This is a genomic window from Streptomyces sp. NPDC006207 (assembly GCF_040613835.1).
Lineage (GTDB): Bacteria > Actinomycetota > Actinomycetes > Streptomycetales > Streptomycetaceae > Actinacidiphila.
On the sequence record NZ_JBEXSX010000010.1, the window covers coordinates 61,222 to 78,970 of the forward strand.

Genomic DNA, 17,749 nt, shown 5'->3' on the forward strand with positions numbered 1-17,749 from the left:
GGGGTCAGCGCCAGTAGGTGTCGTGGCTGAGGCGGTGGTGGTGGCTGTCGTACTGGTCGACGGTGGCGATGGTCCTGCCGTCGGGGACGGCGACGGCCCAGGCGCGGTAGTCGGTGCCGGGGACGGTGACGGTGGTGGCCTTGAGGTGGGTGCCGTCGGTGAGGTTGACGATGCCGTACGCGACGGCGGCCTCGGGGTTGGAGACCATGAGGCGGGAGCCGGTGGTGCCCTTGTCGTGCAGGCCCCACAGGCCCGTGCCGCCGCTGCCGGCGGGGTCGTGGGCCCCGGTGACGGGCTGGCAGTCGGACCAGGGGCCGCCCTGGTGGTCGATGCGGATGCCGCCGATGTACATGCGCTGGCACAGCAGCGCCGTGCCGGGGGCGGTGGTGCCGTCGGGGAGCGCGGGGAGGCGGTAGCCCTCCGGCAGCGTCGGGTGGAACTCCAGCGCGACCGACCAGGGGGCGCCGCCGGTCGTGCCGCCGGCCACCCGGACGGTGACGGGGCCGGGCGACGCGGTGGCGGTCGGGCTCGCCGCCGGGGAGGAACGGTCCGCGGGGCCGGCGGAGGGGCGGGCCCCCTGGATCGAGACCGCCACGGCGACGGCGAGGACGCAGGCGGCACCGGCCACGGCGCCGACGGCGACCGCCGCGCGGTGGCGCTTCCTGTGCGCCCGCGCGGTGGCGAGGATCCGGTCGACGGGGGCCTGGGAGGCGGGGTAGGCGTCGCGCGACCGGGCGAAGGCGTCGCGCAGCCAGTCCTCTTGGGCGGGGCGGCGGTCGTGGTCGGGAGTCATCGTGCCTCTGCGGGGCGGCTGGACGGGTGAAGACGGGCGAGGGTCGCCCGGTTGCGCAGTTTGTCCAGGGCCCGGGAGGCCTGGCTCTTCACGGTGCCGACCGAGCACCCGAGGACGTCCGCCACTTCCTCCGCTGACAGGTCCTCGCAGTAGCGCAGCACGACGACCGCCCGCTGCCGCTCCGGTAGTCCGGCGAGCAGGCGGGCCAGGGCGTCGTACCCGTCCACGCCCCCGACACCCGCCCCGTCCTCGGGGGCGGGGCGGGTGTCGGGCAGCGACGGGAGGAGGAGGTGGGCGATCCTGCGGCGGCGGTGCCGGCTGCGGTTGGTGTTGACCAGCGCCCGCCGCACGTAGTGCTCCGCGTGCTCGGGCCGCAACCGCCCCCAGTGCGGGTACACCTTGGCCAGCGTCGACTGCACCAGGTCCTCCGCTTCGTGGAAGTCCGCGGTGAGCAGGTACGCGGTGTGCGTCAAGGCGCGCCAGCGGGCGGCGACGAAGCGGGTGAACTCCGCGTCCGGTTCGCTGCCCTCGGCTCGGTGGTCACGTGGCTGCACGGCAGGAGGTGCCCGTCCTTCTTCCTGGGATCAGCGCCAGTAGGTGTCGTGGCTGAGGCGGTGGCGGTGGCTGTCGTACTGGTCGACGGCGGCGATCGTCCTGCCGTCGGGTATGGCGACGGCCCAGGCACGGTAGTCGGTGCCGGGGACGGTGACCGTGGGAGCCTTCAGACGGGTGCCGTCGGTGAGGACGACGACGCCGTACGCGACGGCGGCCTCGGGGTTGGAGACCATGAGGCGGGAGCCGGTGGTGCCCTTGTCCTGGAAGCCCCACAGGCCCATGCCGCCGCTGCCGGCGGGGTCGTGGGCGCCGGTGACGGGCTGGCAGTCGGACCAGGGGCCGCCCTGGTGGTCGATGCGGACGCCGTCGATGTACATGCGCTGGCACAGCAGCGCCGTGCCGGGGGCGGTGGTGCCGTCGGGGGACGTGGGAAGGTCGTAGCCCTCCGGCAGCGTCCGGTGGAACTCCAGGGCCACCGACCAGCGCTTGCCGTCCACCCGGCCCTCGCCGATCAGCTGCGTGACGACCTTGGGCGCCTGCTTCCCGGGTGCGGCGACCGCCTTGGCGGCCACGGCGGCGGGTGCGCCGGCGCGGTGCGTGGCCGGGGCGGACGGGGCCGACGGCGCCGCCATGGCGGAGGCGCCGAGCGACATCGCGCCGATCGCGACCGCCGTGGCGGCCGCCACGCCTGCCTTCCTGGCAAAACTGAGAGCCACGGAGCATTTCTCCTTCGAAGCCGCCACCCGGCACCGCGCCGGGCGGTCCTTGACGGCCGGCGCGTGGGCCCGCGCGCCGGCCTGCGGTGGCCACCGGATGTGGTGGCCGCCGCTTGGACGTCCATTCGTAGGTACTCCCGAATGTGCGCGGAGGGTTGCACGGCCGCGCAACTTCCTCCGGGACGCGGCCGGTTGAGGTCGCACCGTACGGTGGCATCCGGCCGGTCCCGTCACGCGGGCCGCAGGGGAGAGGGAGCCGGGAATGGCAGGCCGGGCCCGTGGCCTCGGGCTCCGCGAGGCCCAGATCGTGGTGGGCGAACGCCACGACCACCACGGCGAACGGATCGTCCGCACCCCCGACAGCCCCCTCGACACGGAATCCCTGCACGCCCGCGCCGCCGGCTTCCCCGGCCGCGTCGCCGCGATCGAGGCGGTGTGGGACGGCGACACCGTGCACGACCGGTTCGTGGAGCTGCTGGCGATCACCGCGGACCCTGCGGGCGAGCACCACCTGGCCAGTCGACCCATCGGGGCACCGCGGTGCGGTACCTGGGCGAGGAGAGGGCCGTGGGCCGGCGCCACCCTTCGGCGGTCGCCGCCGACCGGGCAGGCCGGGCCCTGGCCTCCGTCCTCTCGGTCCCCTTCCACTCCGCGAGTCCGGACACCCCGGACGACGAGGCGCCGCGCCTGCGGCTCTGAGCGACGCGAGGGCCACCGGGAGCCACCTGGAGCCCCTGGTGGGCATCGGTACCACCCGGCACTTCCGGTATTTCGGGATGAGATGTACGAAAGAGGGGAAAGTGGTTGAACGTGGCACGCAGCTGTCGCGTACCTCCTGCTGAGGGAGGAGGGATGCCTGTGTGATCCGCGGTGACCGCACCGACACGCTCTGCCGGACTCCTACGGACGGCCGACGCCGCCCGCCGGGGCCTCGGGAGCAGAAGAGGTTTCCCCATGAACTACATAGCCGAGCGATTGCGCGTCCAGCCGCAGGCGGAGGACGCCGTACCGGTGCGCCCGCGGGTGAGCGCCGGTGACTGCGGCCTGCTGCTGATCCGGCTCACCTTCGGTGTCCTGATGGCGGGGCACGGGCTCCAGAAGCTCTTCGGATGGTTCGGCGGCCAGGGGCTCACCAGCACCGGCAAGGGTTTCGAGATGATGGGCTACTCGCCGGGGAAGGTCTTCGCCGCCATCTGCGGGGCCTCGGAGTTCCTGGGCGGCGTGGGCCTGGCGCTGGGGCTGTTCACCCCGCTCGCCGCGGCGGCGCTCATCGGCGTGATGATCAACGCCATGGTCACGGTGACCGGTGCCCGCGGGCTGTGGGACGAGCAGGGCGGCATCGAGTACAACCTGGCCATCACCGTCGTCGCCCTCGGGATCGCCGCCATCGGCCCCGGGCGGCTCGCGCTGGACCGGTACTTCCGCTGGGGGAGGGGCGGCTGGGCCGATGCCGCCGTCGCGCTGGCCCTGGGCGGCGTGGGGGCGCTGGTCGTCCTGAACCTGTAGGCCGGGCCCCCGTACCGGGGGCACCTGCCGGTGACCCCGGGGCGCAGACGGCCCCGGGGTCACCTGACGTCCGACGCGGGCGCCGCAGCAAGCTCACCCCTACGAGTGACGCGTGAGGCGTGCGCAGGAAATCGAACACATGATTGAATCCTGTGCATGGCCAACACCGTGTTCCCGCCCGACCTGGTGCAGGCGCAGCGCGAATGGCACCGCACCTACGCGCAACTCGCCGCGGAGCCCGCCCATGCGGCGGTCCTGCGGCGACGCCTGCTCTGGCTCTCCTGCCGGCTGTTCTGGCACCCGTACTGGCGCACCGGCCCCGGCCGGTTGCCCGCGGCCCGCGTGGAGCTGCGGCGGCAGGCGCGGGCCGCTCAGAACCCGAGGTCGGACAGACCGGGATGATCGTCGGGCCGTCGTCCGAGCGGCCAGTGGTACGCGCGCTCCGCCTCGGCGATCGGGGTGTCGTTGATGCTGGCCAGCCGTACGCGCATCAGGCCCTCGTCGTCGAACTCCCAGTTCTCGTTGCCGTACGAGCGGTACCAGTTGCCGGAGTCGTCGTGGCACTCGTAGGCGAAGCGGACCGCGATGCGGTTGCCGTCGAAGGCCCAGAGCTCCTTGATGAGCCGGTACTCCTGCTCCCTGGTCCATTTGCGGGTGAGGAACGCGACGATCTCCTCCCGGCCGTTGACGAACTCGCCGCGGTTGCGCCACCGGCTGTCGGGTGTGTAGGCGAGGGACACCTTCTCGGGGTCGCGGCTGTTCCAGGCGTCCTCCGCGAGGCGGACCTTCTCGATCGCGGTCTCGCGGGTGAACGGGGGTGCCGGGGGCTTCATCGGCATGGTCTCTCCGTGACGTCAGGGGGATGGCGCTGGTCGTCCCGATACGATCAAGTGCAGCCCAGAGCCGGACTGATCGCATCTCGGCCGTCCCCCCTCTACCCGTCCGCTCGCGCCCGCATCCCGCGCCCCGTGGAATGCGCGGGTCGGTGTACTGCTGTGACCTCAAGGCCGCCCGGGAGATCGGCTTCGACGAGGCCTTCCCGTACGTGGACTTCACCAAGCCCCTCGGCCAACGGCGCATCGGCATCCGGCGGATTCACCCGGAGCCCGGAGCCCGGAGCCCGGCGCCAAGGCCCACCGGGCTGCCCGGGGTGCGGTTCAGTTCCCGGCGACGTCCTTCACGGCGACCGACACCGGGGTGTGACCCTCGATCAGTTCCAGGGTGAGCCCCGCCGTCGAGGGCGTGTCGAGCAACTCCGCCAGCACCGCCGCGACGTCGTCACGGGTCACCGAACCGCGCCCGGTGGAAGCGGCGAGCCGGACCCGCCCCGTGCCCGGGTCGTCGGTCAGATGGCCGGGGCGGACGATCGTCCAGTCCAGGGCGGCGCGCCGGCGCACCTCGGCGTCGGCGGCGCCCTTGGCGCGCAGGTAGGCGGCGAAGACCTCGTCGGTGCCGGAGCGGGACCCGGCGTCGGCCCCCATGGCGGAGACCATCAGGTAACGGCGTACGCCCGCGCGTTCCGCGGCATCGGCCAGCAGCACGGCGGCGTCCCGGTCGACGGTCTCCTTGCGGGCGGCGCCGCTGCCCGGCCCCGCGCCCGCCGCGAAGACGACCGCGCCGGCCCCGGCCAGTGCCTGGGCCACCTCGTCCACCGATGCCGACTCCAGGTCGAGCACGATCGGCTCGGCGCCGGCCTCGCGCAGGTCATCGGCCTGTTCCGGCGTGCGGATGATGCCCGCCACCTCGTCCTCGCGCGCGGCGAGCAGCCGCTCCAGCCGCAGCGCGATCTGTCCATGTCCACCAGCGATCACAGTGCGCATGCCACCGACGCTACGCCCGGCGCGCCGTTCATGCCGGGTCACGTCGGCTCCTCGACTGACGCGGCAGGTCGAGCGCCAGGGTGTCGGTGTACTCGCGTACCGCGCTGGTCCGGGAGACGACCCGCCCCCGGTGGATGACGATCCGGCTGTACGCGAGCGAGAGCGCGCTCTCCAGCCGGTCGGCCCGTACCGCGAGCAGCTCGGCGGGGAAGCCCGCCTCCACCCGCACCTCGGGCAGCCCCATGACGGCGCGGGCGTCCCGGCTCACCGCCTCGTACGCCTCCCCCGGGGCGCACTCGCCGTGGGAGGCGAGCAGGAAGGCGGCCTCCAGGGGGTCGCCACGGCCGACGGGGTTGGTCAGGTCGCGCAGCGCGCCGCTGCCCGCGGCGATCCGGACGCCGGCCGCCCGCAGGGTCCGCACCGGCGCGGTGCCGCCGCGGCGCAGCGACTCCAGGGCGCCGCAGCCGCCCTGCGGGAGGGCGGTCAGCGAGACCCCGGCGGCGGCGAGCTGCCCCGCCAGACGGACGGTCGTGTCGTACGGGAGCCGGGCCAGGCCGCCGCAGGGGCCGAGGGCGACGCCGGGGCGCAGTCCTCCCGCCATCGCGGCGAGCCGGGAGAGCCGGGCCGGGTCGGCGGCGTCGGTGTGCAGGTCGACCGGGAGGCCGAACTCGGCGGCCACGGCGAGCACGGCCTCCGCGTACCCGCCCGGGTCGGGGTCGAGGTCGGGGCAGCCGCCCACCACGTCGGCGCCCATCTTGAGGGCGTCGCGGAGCACGGCGAGGCCGTCCGCGCCGGCGGGCCCGGTGAGCACCCGGGGCACCGCCACGGTCCGCACGTCGACCAGGCCGCGCAGGGCGCGCCGGGCCTGCAGCGCCGCCTCCAGGGCGCGCAGCCCCTGTACGTCGCCGATGCGGATGTGCGTGCGGACCGCGGTCGCGCCGTGGCCTAGCTGGTGGAGGGCGCCCTCGGTGACCCGCCGCTGCACGTCCTCGGCGTCGTACGAGGGCGGTCCGGCGGAGCCGGCGGTCAGGGCGGTGTCGAGGTGGGCGTGGGGTTCGGCGGGGGCGGGCAGCAGGAGGTAACCGCCGAGGTCGACACGGGTGCCCTCGTGGAGGCTGCCGGCGGTGCCGACGGCCTCGATGCGCGCTCCGGCCAGGCGCACGTCGACGGTGCGGCCGTCGGCGAGGCGGGCACCGCAGAGCAGGAGGGCGGGGGCTGGGGCGGTTTCGCCCAGCGGCGGGTCGGTGGGCTGCTGCGGCTGGCTGTCGGTCATCGCGCTCCTCGGGGCCGGAGGCAAGATCACGCGGTTCCGAGCCTAGGGCGCGGTGCCCGGTCCGTCCGGGAAGAGCGAATAGTCGTACTGGTGACGTCAAGTGACGTATGGGGCCGAGCGGCTGGGGCGGCGGAGGTGGGAGGTGGTCCGGCGACTGCCCGCAAGATACGGATTTCACCTTCGGCGGCGGACCGTGTAATGTCTTCCTCGCTCGCCCCAATAGCTCAGTCGGCAGAGCGTCTCCATGGTAAGGAGAAGGTCTACGGTTCGATTCCGTATTGGGGCTCTGGTGATCGGATGACCCGCCACCCGGCGGGTGATCTTTTCATCGAAGCGGCGTAGCTCAGTCGGTAGAGCAAGCGGCTCATAATCGCTGTGTCACCGGTTCAAGTCCGGTCGCCGCTACCCCGCGTAGCCGATTGTGGGATCGGTCCTTCAATCGGCTACTCTTTCCGTGTTCAAACCTTATTGCCGTTCGTCAAGGAGCACTCACGTGGCCGCCACCGACGTCCGCCCGAAGATCACGCTGGCCTGCGTGGAGTGCAAGGAGCGGAACTACATCACCAAGAAGAACCGGCGCAACGACCCGGACCGTCTTGAGATGAAGAAGCACTGCCCGCGCTGCAACGCGCACACCGCGCACCGCGAGACGCGCTGACCCAGGCCGTAAGACCGAAGAGGCCGCCCCTGTCACCGGGGGCGGCCTCTCGGCGTTGGCGGACCCGCCGACGTGCAGACCACAGCTCCAGGAGGTGCCGATGGCGCTGGACCAGTCCTTCGTGGGGCGGACGTATCCGCCCACCGCTCCCTACGAGGTGGGCCGGGAGAAGATCCGCGAGTTCGCCGAGGCCGTCGGCGACCCGAACCCGGTCTACACCGACCCCGACGCGGCCAAGGCCCTGGGCCACCCGGACGTGATCGCGCCGCCGACCTTCCCGTTCGTGATCACGTACAAGGCCTCGGGGCAGGTCGTCCTCGACCCGGAGCTGGGACTGGACTACGGCCGGGTGGTGCACGGCGACCAGAGGTTCAGCTACACCCGCCCCGTGCGGGCCGGTGACCGCCTGTCGGTGACGGTCACCATCGAGGCCATCAAGTCGCTCGCGGGCAACGACGTCATCGACGTCCGCGGCGAGGTCCACGACGAGAGCGGCGAGCACGTGGTGACGGCGCTCATGAAACTGGTGGCGCGCGCGCCGGAGGGTGAGTGAACCGATGACGGCGAAGATCTCCTACGACGAGGTCGAGGTCGGCACCGAGCTGCCGGCGCGGTCCTTCCCCGTGAACCGCGCCACGCTCGTGCAGTACGCGGGCGCCTCCGGTGACTTCAACCCGATCCACTGGAACGAGAGGTTCGCCACGGAGGTCGGCCTGCCGGACGTCATCGCGCACGGCATGTTCACCATGGCCTCGGCGATCCGCGTGGTGACGGACTGGGCGGGCGACCCGGGCGCGGTCGTGGAGTACGGGGTCCGCTTCACCAAGCCGGTCGTGGTGCCGAACGACGGCACGGGCGCGCTGATCGAGGTCAGTGCCAAGGTCGCGGCCAAGCTGGACGACGACGAGCGCACGGTCCGGGTGGACGTCACGGCCCTCAGCGCCGGGCAGAAGGTGCTGGGCATGTCGCGCGCAGTGGTCCGGCTGGCATAGCCGTGAGGAGAAGGCGGCGGGGCGTCCCGCCGCCTTCCTCTTGCCCCCACTTGTTATTGACTGATAACTTACTTGGCATGGCAGGTGACGGCATGCGGATGAGCGCGGAGGAGCGCCGCGAGGCGGCGATCCGCGCGGCGATGACGGAGTTCGGCACGGGTGGCTACAACGGCACCTCCACCGGCGTCATCGCCAAGCGCATGGGTGTGTCGCAGCCGTACCTCTTCCGGCTCTTCCCCAACAAGAAGGCGTTGTTCATGGCCGTCGCGGCGCGGTGCGTCGAGACGATCGAGGCGCACTTCGAGAAGGCGGCCGAGGGGCTGGAGGGGGAGGAGGCCTTCGAGGCGATGTGCGGCTCGTACCAGGAGCTCATCGGGGACGGCGACGTCCTGCGGATGCAGTTGCAGATGTACGTGGCCGCCGTCGACGACGAGGAGATCCGCGAGGCCTGCCGGCGCGGCTGGCTGGGCCTGTGGGACTTCGTCAGGGCACGTACGGGGGTGGGCGACCGCGAAGCGGCGGAGTTCTTCGGCACGGGGATGCTCGTGAACGTACTGGTGGCGCTCGGTGTCCCACAGCACGAGCGCGGCTGGGCGGGGATCGAGGACCTCTACGCCGACCGCTTCCCGGGGAAGGGCTGACGGGTCGCGTCGGCCTGCCGTGGGGCCCACCCATGTCCATGAAAGTTATTGATCGATTACTAATCAGCTGGGGGAGTTCATGGCACAGCAACCGACGGAGGGCCGGCGCGGCAGCGTCGTCTGGGCACTCGTCATCACCAGCGTCGCCGGGTTCATGGCGGCGCTCGACAACCTGGTCGTCACCACGGCGCTGCCCTCCATCCGCGCGGACCTGGGCGGCGCCCTGGAGGACCTGGAGTGGACGGTGAGCGCCTACACGCTCACCTTCGCCGTCCTCCTGATGTTCGGCGCCGCCCTGGGCGACCGTTTCGGCCGCCGGCGCATGTTCCTGGTGGGCCTCGGCGTCTTCTCCGCGGCCTCCGCCGCCGCGGCCCTCGCCCCCGGCATGGGCGAACTCATCGCCGCCCGCGCCGTCCAGGGCGTCGGCGCCGCGATCCTCATGCCGCTGACCCTCACCCTGCTCTCGGCCACCGTGCCGCCCGAGCGGCGCGGCATGGTGTTCGGCATCTGGGGCGCGGTGAACGGTCTCGCGGTCGCCGCCGGACCGCTCATCGGCGGCTCGCTCACCGAACACATCTCCTGGCAGTGGATCTTCTGGCTGAACGTCCCGATCGGCGTGCTCCTCCTGCCCCTCGCCCGGCTGCGGCTCGCCGAGAGCCGCGGCCCCGACCCCCGGCTCGACGTGACCGGCACGGTGCTCGCCAGCGCGGGTCTGTTCGGCATCGTCTACGCCCTCGTCCGCGGCAACGCCGACGGCTGGACCAGCGGCCCGGTCCTCGGCGGACTCGCCGGCGGCGGTGTGCTGATGGCCCTGTTCGTCCGGCACGGCATCCGCGCCCGCAACCCGATCCTGCCGATGCGGCTCTTCCGCAGCCGCGCCTTCGCCGCCGTCAACACGGCCAGCCTGCTGATGTTCCTCGGCATGTTCGGCTCGATCTTCCTGCTCAGCCAGTTCCTCCAGGGCGTCGCGGGCTACTCCCCGACCGAGGCGGGGCTGCGCATGCTGCCCTGGACGGGCATGCCGATGATCGTCGCGCCCATCGCGGGCTTCCTCTCCGACCGCATCGGAGGCCGCCCGGTCGTCGCCGCCGGACTCGCCCTGCAGGCGGTGGGCCTCGGCTGGTTCGCCGTGGTGATCGAGCCGGGGGTGTCCTACGTGGCGCAGGTGCCGGCGCTGATCGTGAGCGGCATCGGGATGGCGATGTACTTCGCCCCGAGCGCCAACATCGTCATGGGCAGCGTCCGGCCGGAGGAGCAGGGCATCGCCTCGGGCGCCAACAACGCCCTCCGCGAGGTCGGCGGGGCCCTCGGCGTCGCGACCCTCGCGGCGGTCTTCTCCGCCCAGGGCGGCTACGAGTCGGCGGCGCGGTTCGTCGACGGCCTCACTCCCGCCCTCTGGGTGGGCGCGGCCGCCGTCGCGGTCGGAGCGCTCGCGGCCCTCCTCATCCCGGGCCGACGCGCCACGAAGGCCCCCGAGCCGGTCCCCGCCCCGCCCAAGTCCCTGGTCGACGCGACGCCCTGACGCCCCGTCCGGCGCGCGTCACCACCGGCCGGCCCGGTGGTGACGCGCGCTCCGGGCTACCCGGACCCCGTCCGCCCCGCGGGCGTCCATCCCTCGCTGCGGATGTCGAGCGCCAGGTCGCGGTCGTGGACCTCCTCGCCGCACGCGCGGCAGTACTCGACAGGGTCCACCGGATGGTCGTCCCGGTGCCGGAGTACGACCGGCGGCTCGTCCACCGCCCACTTGTCGCCCCACGTCACCAGGGACCGGATGACCGGCGCGAGGTCACGCCCCGCCTCCGTCAGGTGGTACTCGTACCGCAGCGGCCGCTCGCTGTAGGCGCGCCGCTCGACGACGCCGGCCTCCTCCAATGCGCGCAGCCGTGCGGTGAGGCGGTCGCGCGGAGCGCCCGTGTTGCGGGCGATGGCGTCGAAGCGCCTGTTGCCGTAGAGGATCTCGCGGACCGCGAGCAGCGCCCACTTCTCGCCGACGACGGACAACGCCGCGGCCGCCGAGCAGGGGCGCCCCGGCAGTGGGGGCACAGGTGTGGTCGGGCTCACCGGGCCAGTCTCACACGGAAGGTTGTGATGTCAAACCCTCTCGCCCTACCCTCGTCCTCACGTGATAGTTGGAAAATCAAACTAACTACGCACCGCACCCTCAGGAGGCGAGAACGTCATGCGCGACGCCGTCATCGTCGAAGCCGTCCGCACCCCCATCGGCAAGGGCAAGCCGGGCGGGGCGCTCGCCGGGACGCACCCGGTGGAACTGCTCGCCCACACCCTCAAGGAACTCGTCGGCCGCAGCGGGATCGACCCGGCGCTGGTCGACGACGTCATCGGCGGCACCGTCGACCAGGTCGGCGAGCAGGCCATGAACACCACCCGCTGGGCCTGGCTGTCGGCGGGCTTCCCCGACTCCGTCCCGGCCACCACGGTCGACCGGCAGTGCGGCTCCTCCCAGCAGGCCGTGCACTTCGCCGCGCAGGGCGTCATCGCCGGCGCCTACGACGTCGTCGTGGCCTGTGGCGTGGAGTCGATGAGCCGGGTGCCCATGTGGTCCAACGTGCCGCCCGGCGCGGACCCGTTCGGCCCCGGCGTCGCCGAGCGCTTCCCGGGCGGACTCGTGCCGCAGGGCGTCAGCGCGGAGCTGATCGCCGCCAAGTGGTCGCTGGGCCGGGAGGCGATGGACGCCTTCGCCGCCGAGTCGCACCGCAAGGCCGCCGCCGCCTGGTCGGCCGGCGCCTTCGACGCCGAGGTCGCGCCGCTGGCCGGACTCACCACGGACGAGTCCGTCCGTCCCGCGACCACCCCGGAGATCCTCGCCGGACTGCGCCCCGCCTTCGCCGACCCCGGCTACGCCGAGCGCTTCCCGCAGATCGACTGGTCGGTCACGGCCGGCAACAGCAGCCCGGTCAACGACGGGGCCTCCGCCGTGCTGATCACCAGCAGCGAGACCGCGGAGCGCCTGGGACTGCGCCCGCTCGCCCGGCTGCACAGCTTCGCGGTCACCGGCTCCGACCCCCTGCTGATGCTGACCGGGGTCATCCCGGCCACCGAGCGGGTGCTGCGCCGCGCCGGGCTGGACCTGGCGGACGTCGACCTGTTCGAGGTCAACGAGGCCTTCGCCAGCGTCGTCCTCGCCTGGCTGCAGGAGACCGGCGCCGACCCGGCCAAGGTCAACGTCAACGGCGGCGCCATCGCGCTGGGCCACCCGCTCGGCGCCAGCGGCACCCGGTTGATGACCACCCTCGTCCACGCCATGCGGGCCCGAGGCGCGCGCTACGCGCTGCAGACCATGTGCGAGGCGGGCGGCCTCGCCAACGCGACGGTCCTCGAGGCGCTCTGATCCGTACGGGGCGGGCGGTATCCCTGGCGGGGCCGCCCGCCCCGTAACCTGAATGCCGTGCACGTACTCCACGACGCCCCGCTCGCGCCCCTGACCACCTTCCGCCTCGGTGGCCCCGCCACCCGCCTGGTGACGGCGACCACGGACGCCGAGGTCGTCGAGGCCGTCCGGGAGGCGGACGCGGCCGGGACGCCGCTGCTGGTCATCGGCGGCGGCAGCAACCTGGTGATCGGCGACGAGGGCTTCGCGGGCACCGCGCTGCGCATCGCCACCAGCGGGTTCGAGCTCAGCGGCACCGCGTTGGAGCTCGCGGCGGGCGAGGTCTGGACGGACGCCGTCGCCCGCACCGTGGAGGCGGGCCTGGCGGGCGTCGAGTGCCTGGCCGGCATCCCGGGCTCCGCCGGGGCCACGCCCATCCAGAACGTGGGCGCGTACGGCCAGGAGGTCGCCAGCACGATCACCGAGGTGGTCGCGTACGACCGCACCACCGGCGAGACGGTCGTCCTGGACAACGCCGCCTGCGCCTTCTCCTACCGGCACAGCCGTTTCAAGGCGGACCCCGCGCGCCACGTCGTGCTGCGCGTGCGCTTCGCCCTGGAGGACGCCGGCGGCATGTCAGGCCCGCTGAAGTACGCGGAGACGGCCCGCGCCCTCGGCGTCGGGACGGGCGACCGGGTGCCCCTGGACACCGCCCGCGAGACGGTGCTGAAGCTGCGCTCGGGCAAGGGCATGGTGCTGGACCCGGAGGACCACGACACCTGGTCGGCGGGCTCCTTCTTCACCAACCCGGTCCTCACCCAGGCCGGTCACGCGGACTTCCTGGCCCGTGTCCACGACCGCCTCGGCCCGGACGTCACGCCCCCCGCCTACCCCGCCGGCGACGGCCGCATCAAGACCTCCGCCGCCTGGCTGATCGACAAGGCGGGCTTCGCCAAGGGCTACGGCACCGGCCCCGCGCGGATCTCCACCAAGCACACCCTCGCCCTCACCAACCGGGGCGGGGCCACGACCGCCGACCTGCTCGCGCTGGCCCGCGAGGTCGTCGAGGGCGTCCACGCGGCCTTCGGGATCACCCTGGTCAACGAGCCGGTGACGGTCGGCGTCAGCCTCTGACCCGCCGCCGGGCGCCCCTCGTACTAGTACGCCACCCCGACCGCCTGCTTCAGCGTCGCCGCGTCGTCGACCACCGCGAGCATCGCGTGCGCCACGTCGGCGCGGCCGATGGTGAGGCCGCCGCGCAGATTGGCGTTGAGCGCGGTCCGGTAGACCCCGGTCAGCGGCTTGTCGCTGAGCTTCGGAGGCCGTACGGCGGTCCAGTCGGTGGCGCTGCGGCGCATCTCCTCCTCCATCGCCCGCAGGTCGTCGTAGACGGGCCGCAGCAGCCCCGAGACGACGGGTGCGGTGATCCGGCCGAGCAGCGTCTCGTCCTGCGGCACCGGGCCCAGTGGGGCCGCGCTGACCGCCACGAAGCGGCGCACGCCCTCCGCCTCCATGGCCCGCAGGACCGGACGGGTGACCTCGGTGGCGATCCCCGCGTCCTTGCGCCGGCGCGGCCCGAGACCGGAGAGCACCGCGTCCCGCCCGGCGACCGCCGCGCGCAGCGGCTCAGGGTCGGTCAGCGACGCCGTGACGACCTCCAGGCCGGATCCGGTCACGGGCAGCCGTGCCGGGTCGCGCACCACCGCGGTGACGTGGTGCCCCGCGGCCAGCGCCTGGCGCACGATCTGCCGGCCGATGCCTCCGGTCGCGCCGAACACCGTGACGTCCATCGTTCCCTCCCAGGTGGGTGAGTACTCACTCACCTTTAGGGTGAGTGCATGCTCACCCCCGAGTCAACACCCACCCGGACGCGGATCCTGGACGCTGCCGAGCGCCTGATGCGCACCATCGGCCTCGCCCGCACCACCACCAAGGAGATCGCGAAGGCGGCCGGCTGCTCGGAGGCCGCGCTCTACAAGCACTTCAGCAGCAAGGAGGAACTGTTCGTCCAGGTGCTCAAGGAGCGGGCGCCACGGCTCGGGCCGCTCATGGCCGAGCTCACCGCCGACCCGGGCGACCGCAGCGTCGAGAGCTGCCTCACCGACATCGCGCGCACCGCGGTCCTCTTCTACGAGTCCAGCGTGCCGATCGCCGCCTCGCTCTTCGCGGAGCCCGCGCTGCTGGCACGGCACCGTGACGCACTGCGCCCCATGGGCTCCGGGCCGCACGTGCCGCTGCGGGAGCTCGCCCGCTACCTGCGCGCGGAGCGTGACAGCGGGCGCATCCGGGCCGACGCCGACCCCGAGGCGGTCGCCGCGCTGCTGCTCGGCGCGTGCTTCCAGCGCGGCTTCCTCAACTGCTACCTGGGCGAACCCGTCGACGACCAGCCGCTGGACGACTTCGCGGTCGCCGTCGCCCGCACCGTCCTGGCCGGGATCAGCCGCTGAGCCAGTCGTCGATCCCCGCCAGGAGCTTGGTCCGCACGCCTTCCGGCGCCGCGGAACCGCGCACCGACTGGCGGGCCAGTTCGGCCAGCTCCTCGTCGGTGAAGCCATGTGCGTCCCGGGCCAGTTCGTACTGCGCGGCGAGCCGGGAGCCGAACAGCAGCGGGTCGTCGGCGCCCAGCGCCATCGGCACCCCGGCGTCGAAGAGGGTGCGCAGCGGCACCTGCTCGGGCTGCTCGTAGACGCCCAGGGCGACGTTGGACGCGGGGCAGACCTCGCAGGTCACGCCGCGCTCGGCGAGCTTCGCCATCAGCCGCGGGTCCTCCGCCGCCCGTACGCCGTGACCGATGCGGCTGGCGTGCAGGTCGTCCAGGCAGTCGCGCACGCTGCCCGCGCCCGCCAGCTCGCCGCCGTGCGGGGCCGCCAGCAGGCCGCCCTCCCGGGCGATGGCGAAGGCGCGGTCGAAGTCCCTGGCCAGACCCCGGCGCTCGTCGTTGGAGAGCCCGAAGCCGACCACCCCGCGGTCCGTGTAGCGCACCGCGAGCCGGGCCAGCGTGCGGGCGTCCAGCGGGTGCTTGGTGCGGTTGGCGGCGACGAGGACGGCCATGCCCACGCCCGTGTCCCGGGAGGCGGTCTCCACGGCGTCCAGGATGATCTCCAGGGCCGGGATCAGCCCGCCCAGGCGGGGCGCGTACGAGGTGGGGTCGACCTGTATCTCCAGCCACCCCGATCCGTCGCGGGCGTCCTCCTCGGCGGCCTCGCGCACCAGACGGCGGATGTCGTCGGGGGAGCGGAGCACGGAACGCGCGATGTCGTACAGGCGCTGGAAGCGGAACCACCCGCGCTCGTCGGTCGCGCGCAGACTGGGCGGCTCGCCCGAGGTCAGTGCCTCGGGGAGGTGCACCCCGTACTTGTCGGCGAGCTCCAGCAGGGTCGCGGGCCGCATCGAGCCGGTGAAGTGCAGGTGGAGGTGCGCCTTGGGGAGGAGGGATACATCGCGTGCCATCCACAGATCCTGCCGCACCGGCGGGGGGTGCCGGTACCTCTTTCGGCCGCTTTCCCCGAACGAGCGCTTGCCCGCACACACACGCGGGCCCCCGGACCGGCCGGTCCGGGGGCCCGCGGGGCGGTCGGCTCAGGCCTTGGCCTCGCCCAGCAGCTTCTGCAGCCGGGAGACTCCCTCGACGAGGTCCTCGTCACCGAGCGCGTACGACAGGCGCAGGTAGCCGGGGGTGCCGAAGGCCTCGCCCGGGACCACGGCGACCTCGGCCTCCTCCAGGATCAGCTCGGACAGCTCCACCGAGCTCTGCGGCCGCTTGCCGCGGATCTCCTTGCCGAGCAGCGCCTTGACCGACGGGTACGCGTAGAACGCGCCCTCGGGCTCGGGGCAGACGACACCGGGGATCTCGTTGAGCATCCGCACGATGGTCTGGCGGCGGCGGTCGAAGGCCTTCCGCATCTCGGCCACGGCCACCAGGTCACCGGAGACGGCGGCCAGGGCGGCGACCTGCGCGACGTTGCTCACGTTCGAGGTGGCGTGCGACTGCAGGTTGGTGGCGGCCTTGACGACGTCCTTGGGGCCGATGATCCACCCCACGCGCCAGCCGGTCATGGCGTAGGTCTTGGCCACGCCGTTGACGACGACGCACTTGTCGCGCAGCTCGGGGAAGAGCGCGGGCAGCGAGACCGCGGAGGCGCCCCCGTATACCAGGTGCTCGTAGATCTCGTCGGTCAGCACCCACAGGCCGTGCTCGACGGCCCAGCGGCCGATCGCCTCGGTCTCGGCCTCGCTGTACACGGCGCCGGTCGGGTTGGAGGGCGACACGAAGAGCACGACCTTGGTCTTCTCCGTGCGGGCGGCCTCCAGCTGCTCGACGGAGACCCGGTAGCCGGTCGTCTCGTCGGCGACCACCTCGACCGGGACACCGCCGGCCAGCCGGATCGACTCGGGGTAGGTCGTCCAGTACGGCGCCGGGACGATGACCTCGTCACCCGGGTCGAGGATCGCGGCGAAGGCCTCGTAGATGGCCTGCTTGCCGCCGTTGGTGACCAGGATCTGGGAGGGGTCGACCTCGTAGCCCGAGTCGCGCAGCGTCTTGGCGGCGATCGCGGCCTTCAGCTCCGGCAGGCCGCCGGCCGGGGTGTAGCGGTGGTACTTCGGATTGCGGCACGCCTCCACGGCCGCCTCGACGATGTAGTCGGGCGTCGGGAAGTCGGGCTCGCCGGCTCCGAAGCCGATGACCGGTCGCCCGGCGGCCTTGAGGGCCTTGGCCTTCGCGTCCACGGCGAGCGTCGCGGACTCGGAGATCGACCCGATGCGGGCCGACACGCGTCGTTCAGTTGCAGCGGTCATGCCTGCATCGTCGCAGACCCGGGGGTACCGGAGCACACGAGTTCACGTTCCGGTCGGAACCGCGCGCAACCGCGCCGAACCGCGCCCGGACGCGCGACGCATTCGACGCCCGGCCCGCGAACACGTACACTCATCCGTCGATGGCCCCCGCGAGCTGATCTTGGCTGCACACATCGTGCAGCCGCTCGGATGCGGTACGTTGGGGGGCACTCAAAGGGTCGTAGCTCAATTGGTAGAGCACTGGTCTCCAAAACCAGCGGTTGGGGGTTCGAGTCCCTCCGGCCCTGCTACACGCAGGCAGACGCTTTGAGGATTGTTTCGGCAAACGACCCGGATTCAGGTGAGGACGAGTGACGGAAGCCCTGGGCTCCACCGCGACGCCTGAAAGCGGTCGTCCCGACGGTGAATCCACGGACGCCGGCTCCAAGAAGCCCCGCCGCGGCGGCAAGCGCGGCAAGAAGGGGCCCCTCGCGCGCCTCGCGCTCTTCTACCGCCAGATCGTCGCGGAGCTCCGCAAGGTCGTCTGGCCCACGCGCAGCGAGCTCATCACCTACACCAGCGTGGTGATTGTCTTCGTTGTGGTCATCATCGCGCTCGTTACCGTGATTGACTGGGGATTCAACAAGGGCGTCTCGTACGTCTTCGGGTGATTCCTCCCGCGGAGGGCGCC

General features: G+C 72.8%; 22 protein-coding genes and 3 tRNA genes. 15 read left to right on the forward strand and 10 right to left on the reverse strand.

Annotated features, from left to right (window positions below):
• Nucleotides 1-4: 4 nt before the first annotated feature.
• Genes ABZ312_RS10425 through ABZ312_RS10435 form a run of 3 tightly spaced genes read right to left on the reverse strand, consistent with a single transcriptional unit; the run spans nt 5 to nt 2,064 of the window.
• The gene (locus ABZ312_RS10425) at nt 5-793 is read right to left on the reverse strand and encodes a hypothetical protein (protein ID WP_500437218.1); all 789 of its coding nucleotides are present in this window, start codon (nt 791-793) and stop codon (nt 5-7) included.
• Nucleotides 790-1,347, reverse strand: a complete 558-nt coding sequence (locus ABZ312_RS10430) for a SigE family RNA polymerase sigma factor (protein ID WP_500328181.1) — start codon at nt 1,345-1,347, stop codon at nt 790-792. Before ABZ312_RS10430 ends, ABZ312_RS10425 begins: the two co-directional genes overlap by 4 nt.
• A gap of 30 nt (nt 1,348-1,377) precedes the next feature.
• Nucleotides 1,378-2,064: a hypothetical protein gene (locus ABZ312_RS10435; protein ID WP_500328179.1), complete on the reverse strand. Its 687-nt coding sequence runs from the start codon at nt 2,062-2,064 to the stop codon at nt 1,378-1,380.
• A gap of 567 nt (nt 2,065-2,631) precedes the next feature.
• On the opposite strand from ABZ312_RS10435, the gene ABZ312_RS10440 reads away from it, so the two are divergent.
• The 3 genes from ABZ312_RS10440 to ABZ312_RS10450 all read left to right on the forward strand — a co-directional run bounded on the left by ABZ312_RS10440 (nt 2,632) and on the right by ABZ312_RS10450 (nt 3,972).
• Entirely contained in the window at nt 2,632-2,763 is a 132-nt protein-coding gene (locus ABZ312_RS10440; RefSeq protein ID WP_500437220.1) for a hypothetical protein, read from the forward strand.
• Between the two features lie 255 nt (nt 2,764-3,018).
• Nucleotides 3,019-3,570 (forward strand): DoxX family protein, encoded by a 552-nt coding sequence (locus tag ABZ312_RS10445; RefSeq protein ID WP_500328177.1) that lies wholly within the window; start codon nt 3,019-3,021, stop codon nt 3,568-3,570.
• Between the two features lie 156 nt (nt 3,571-3,726).
• Nucleotides 3,727-3,972 carry a DUF8825 domain-containing protein gene (locus ABZ312_RS10450; RefSeq protein WP_499513397.1) on the forward strand — a complete coding sequence of 82 codons (246 nt, stop codon included), beginning with the start codon at nt 3,727-3,729 and terminating at the stop codon, nt 3,970-3,972.
• Here the strand turns inward: ABZ312_RS10450 and ABZ312_RS10455 are convergent.
• From ABZ312_RS10455 to ABZ312_RS10465, 3 genes are all read right to left on the reverse strand, one after another.
• Nucleotides 3,942-4,409 carry a nuclear transport factor 2 family protein gene (locus ABZ312_RS10455; protein ID WP_500328175.1) on the reverse strand — a complete coding sequence of 156 codons (468 nt, stop codon included), beginning with the start codon at nt 4,407-4,409 and terminating at the stop codon, nt 3,942-3,944. The genes ABZ312_RS10450 and ABZ312_RS10455 overlap by 31 nt on opposite strands.
• A gap of 318 nt (nt 4,410-4,727) precedes the next feature.
• Nucleotides 4,728-5,390 (reverse strand): NAD(P)H-binding protein, encoded by a 663-nt coding sequence (locus ABZ312_RS10460; RefSeq protein WP_500328173.1) that lies wholly within the window; start codon nt 5,388-5,390, stop codon nt 4,728-4,730.
• A gap of 28 nt (nt 5,391-5,418) precedes the next feature.
• On the reverse strand, nt 5,419-6,663 hold the full coding sequence (locus ABZ312_RS10465; protein WP_499513400.1) for an amidohydrolase family protein: 1,245 nt from the start codon (nt 6,661-6,663) through the stop codon (nt 5,419-5,421).
• Nucleotides 6,664-6,876: 213 nt separating this feature from the next.
• Here ABZ312_RS10465 and ABZ312_RS10470 point away from each other — a divergent pair.
• The 7 genes from ABZ312_RS10470 to ABZ312_RS10500 all read left to right on the forward strand — a co-directional run bounded on the left by ABZ312_RS10470 (nt 6,877) and on the right by ABZ312_RS10500 (nt 10,476).
• Nucleotides 6,877-6,949: transfer RNA gene (locus tag ABZ312_RS10470), tRNA-Thr, on the forward strand.
• Between the two features lie 46 nt (nt 6,950-6,995).
• Nucleotides 6,996-7,068: transfer RNA gene (locus tag ABZ312_RS10475), tRNA-Met, on the forward strand.
• Nucleotides 7,069-7,156: 88 nt separating this feature from the next.
• Entirely contained in the window at nt 7,157-7,321 is a 165-nt protein-coding gene (gene rpmG / locus ABZ312_RS10480) for a 50S ribosomal protein L33 (protein WP_004571794.1), read from the forward strand.
• Between the two features lie 100 nt (nt 7,322-7,421).
• A complete protein-coding gene (locus tag ABZ312_RS10485; protein ID WP_500328171.1) occupies nt 7,422-7,874 on the forward strand; it encodes an FAS1-like dehydratase domain-containing protein in 453 nt (150 codons plus the stop codon).
• Between the two features lie 4 nt (nt 7,875-7,878).
• The gene (locus tag ABZ312_RS10490; protein WP_500328170.1) at nt 7,879-8,313 is read left to right on the forward strand and encodes a MaoC family dehydratase; all 435 of its coding nucleotides are present in this window, start codon (nt 7,879-7,881) and stop codon (nt 8,311-8,313) included.
• Nucleotides 8,314-8,390: 77 nt separating this feature from the next.
• The gene (locus ABZ312_RS10495; RefSeq protein ID WP_499513403.1) at nt 8,391-8,954 is read left to right on the forward strand and encodes a TetR/AcrR family transcriptional regulator; all 564 of its coding nucleotides are present in this window, start codon (nt 8,391-8,393) and stop codon (nt 8,952-8,954) included.
• Between the two features lie 79 nt (nt 8,955-9,033).
• Nucleotides 9,034-10,476 (forward strand): MFS transporter, encoded by a 1,443-nt coding sequence (locus tag ABZ312_RS10500; RefSeq protein ID WP_500437222.1) that lies wholly within the window; start codon nt 9,034-9,036, stop codon nt 10,474-10,476.
• A gap of 56 nt (nt 10,477-10,532) precedes the next feature.
• Here the strand turns inward: ABZ312_RS10500 and ABZ312_RS10505 are convergent, their stop codons facing one another.
• The gene (locus ABZ312_RS10505) at nt 10,533-11,015 is read right to left on the reverse strand and encodes a winged helix-turn-helix transcriptional regulator (protein WP_500437224.1); all 483 of its coding nucleotides are present in this window, start codon (nt 11,013-11,015) and stop codon (nt 10,533-10,535) included.
• 118 nt (nt 11,016-11,133) lie between these two features.
• Here ABZ312_RS10505 and ABZ312_RS10510 point away from each other — a divergent pair, with 118 nt between their 5' ends.
• Entirely contained in the window at nt 11,134-12,303 is a 1,170-nt protein-coding gene (locus tag ABZ312_RS10510) for a thiolase family protein (protein WP_500328166.1), read from the forward strand.
• A gap of 57 nt (nt 12,304-12,360) precedes the next feature.
• Nucleotides 12,361-13,416: a UDP-N-acetylmuramate dehydrogenase gene (locus ABZ312_RS10515; protein ID WP_500328165.1), complete on the forward strand. Its 1,056-nt coding sequence runs from the start codon at nt 12,361-12,363 to the stop codon at nt 13,414-13,416.
• 23 nt (nt 13,417-13,439) lie between these two features.
• Here the strand turns inward: ABZ312_RS10515 and ABZ312_RS10520 are convergent, their stop codons facing one another.
• Nucleotides 13,440-14,072, reverse strand: coding sequence for an NAD(P)-dependent oxidoreductase (locus ABZ312_RS10520; RefSeq protein ID WP_500328163.1), 633 nt, complete (start codon nt 14,070-14,072; stop codon nt 13,440-13,442).
• 48 nt (nt 14,073-14,120) lie between these two features.
• Here ABZ312_RS10520 and ABZ312_RS10525 point away from each other — a divergent pair, with 48 nt between their 5' ends.
• Complete coding sequence (locus ABZ312_RS10525) at nt 14,121-14,729, forward strand: TetR/AcrR family transcriptional regulator (RefSeq protein WP_500328162.1); 609 nt, start codon at nt 14,121-14,123, stop codon at nt 14,727-14,729.
• Here ABZ312_RS10525 and ABZ312_RS10530 read toward each other — a convergent pair.
• Both ABZ312_RS10530 and ABZ312_RS10535 read right to left on the reverse strand, forming a co-directional pair.
• On the reverse strand, nt 14,719-15,732 hold the full coding sequence (locus ABZ312_RS10530) for an adenosine deaminase (protein ID WP_500328161.1): 1,014 nt from the start codon (nt 15,730-15,732) through the stop codon (nt 14,719-14,721). The genes ABZ312_RS10525 and ABZ312_RS10530 overlap by 11 nt on opposite strands.
• Nucleotides 15,733-15,861: 129 nt before the next feature.
• Nucleotides 15,862-17,079 (reverse strand): pyridoxal phosphate-dependent aminotransferase, encoded by a 1,218-nt coding sequence (locus tag ABZ312_RS10535; RefSeq protein ID WP_500328159.1) that lies wholly within the window; start codon nt 17,077-17,079, stop codon nt 15,862-15,864.
• 214 nt (nt 17,080-17,293) lie between these two features.
• Here ABZ312_RS10535 and ABZ312_RS10540 point away from each other — a divergent pair.
• Nucleotides 17,294-17,366 (forward strand) — tRNA-Trp (locus ABZ312_RS10540).
• A 63-nt stretch (nt 17,367-17,429) separates the two neighbouring features.
• A complete protein-coding gene (secE, locus tag ABZ312_RS10545; protein WP_499513412.1) occupies nt 17,430-17,729 on the forward strand; it encodes a preprotein translocase subunit SecE in 300 nt (99 codons plus the stop codon).
• Nucleotides 17,730-17,749 lie beyond the last annotated feature (20 nt).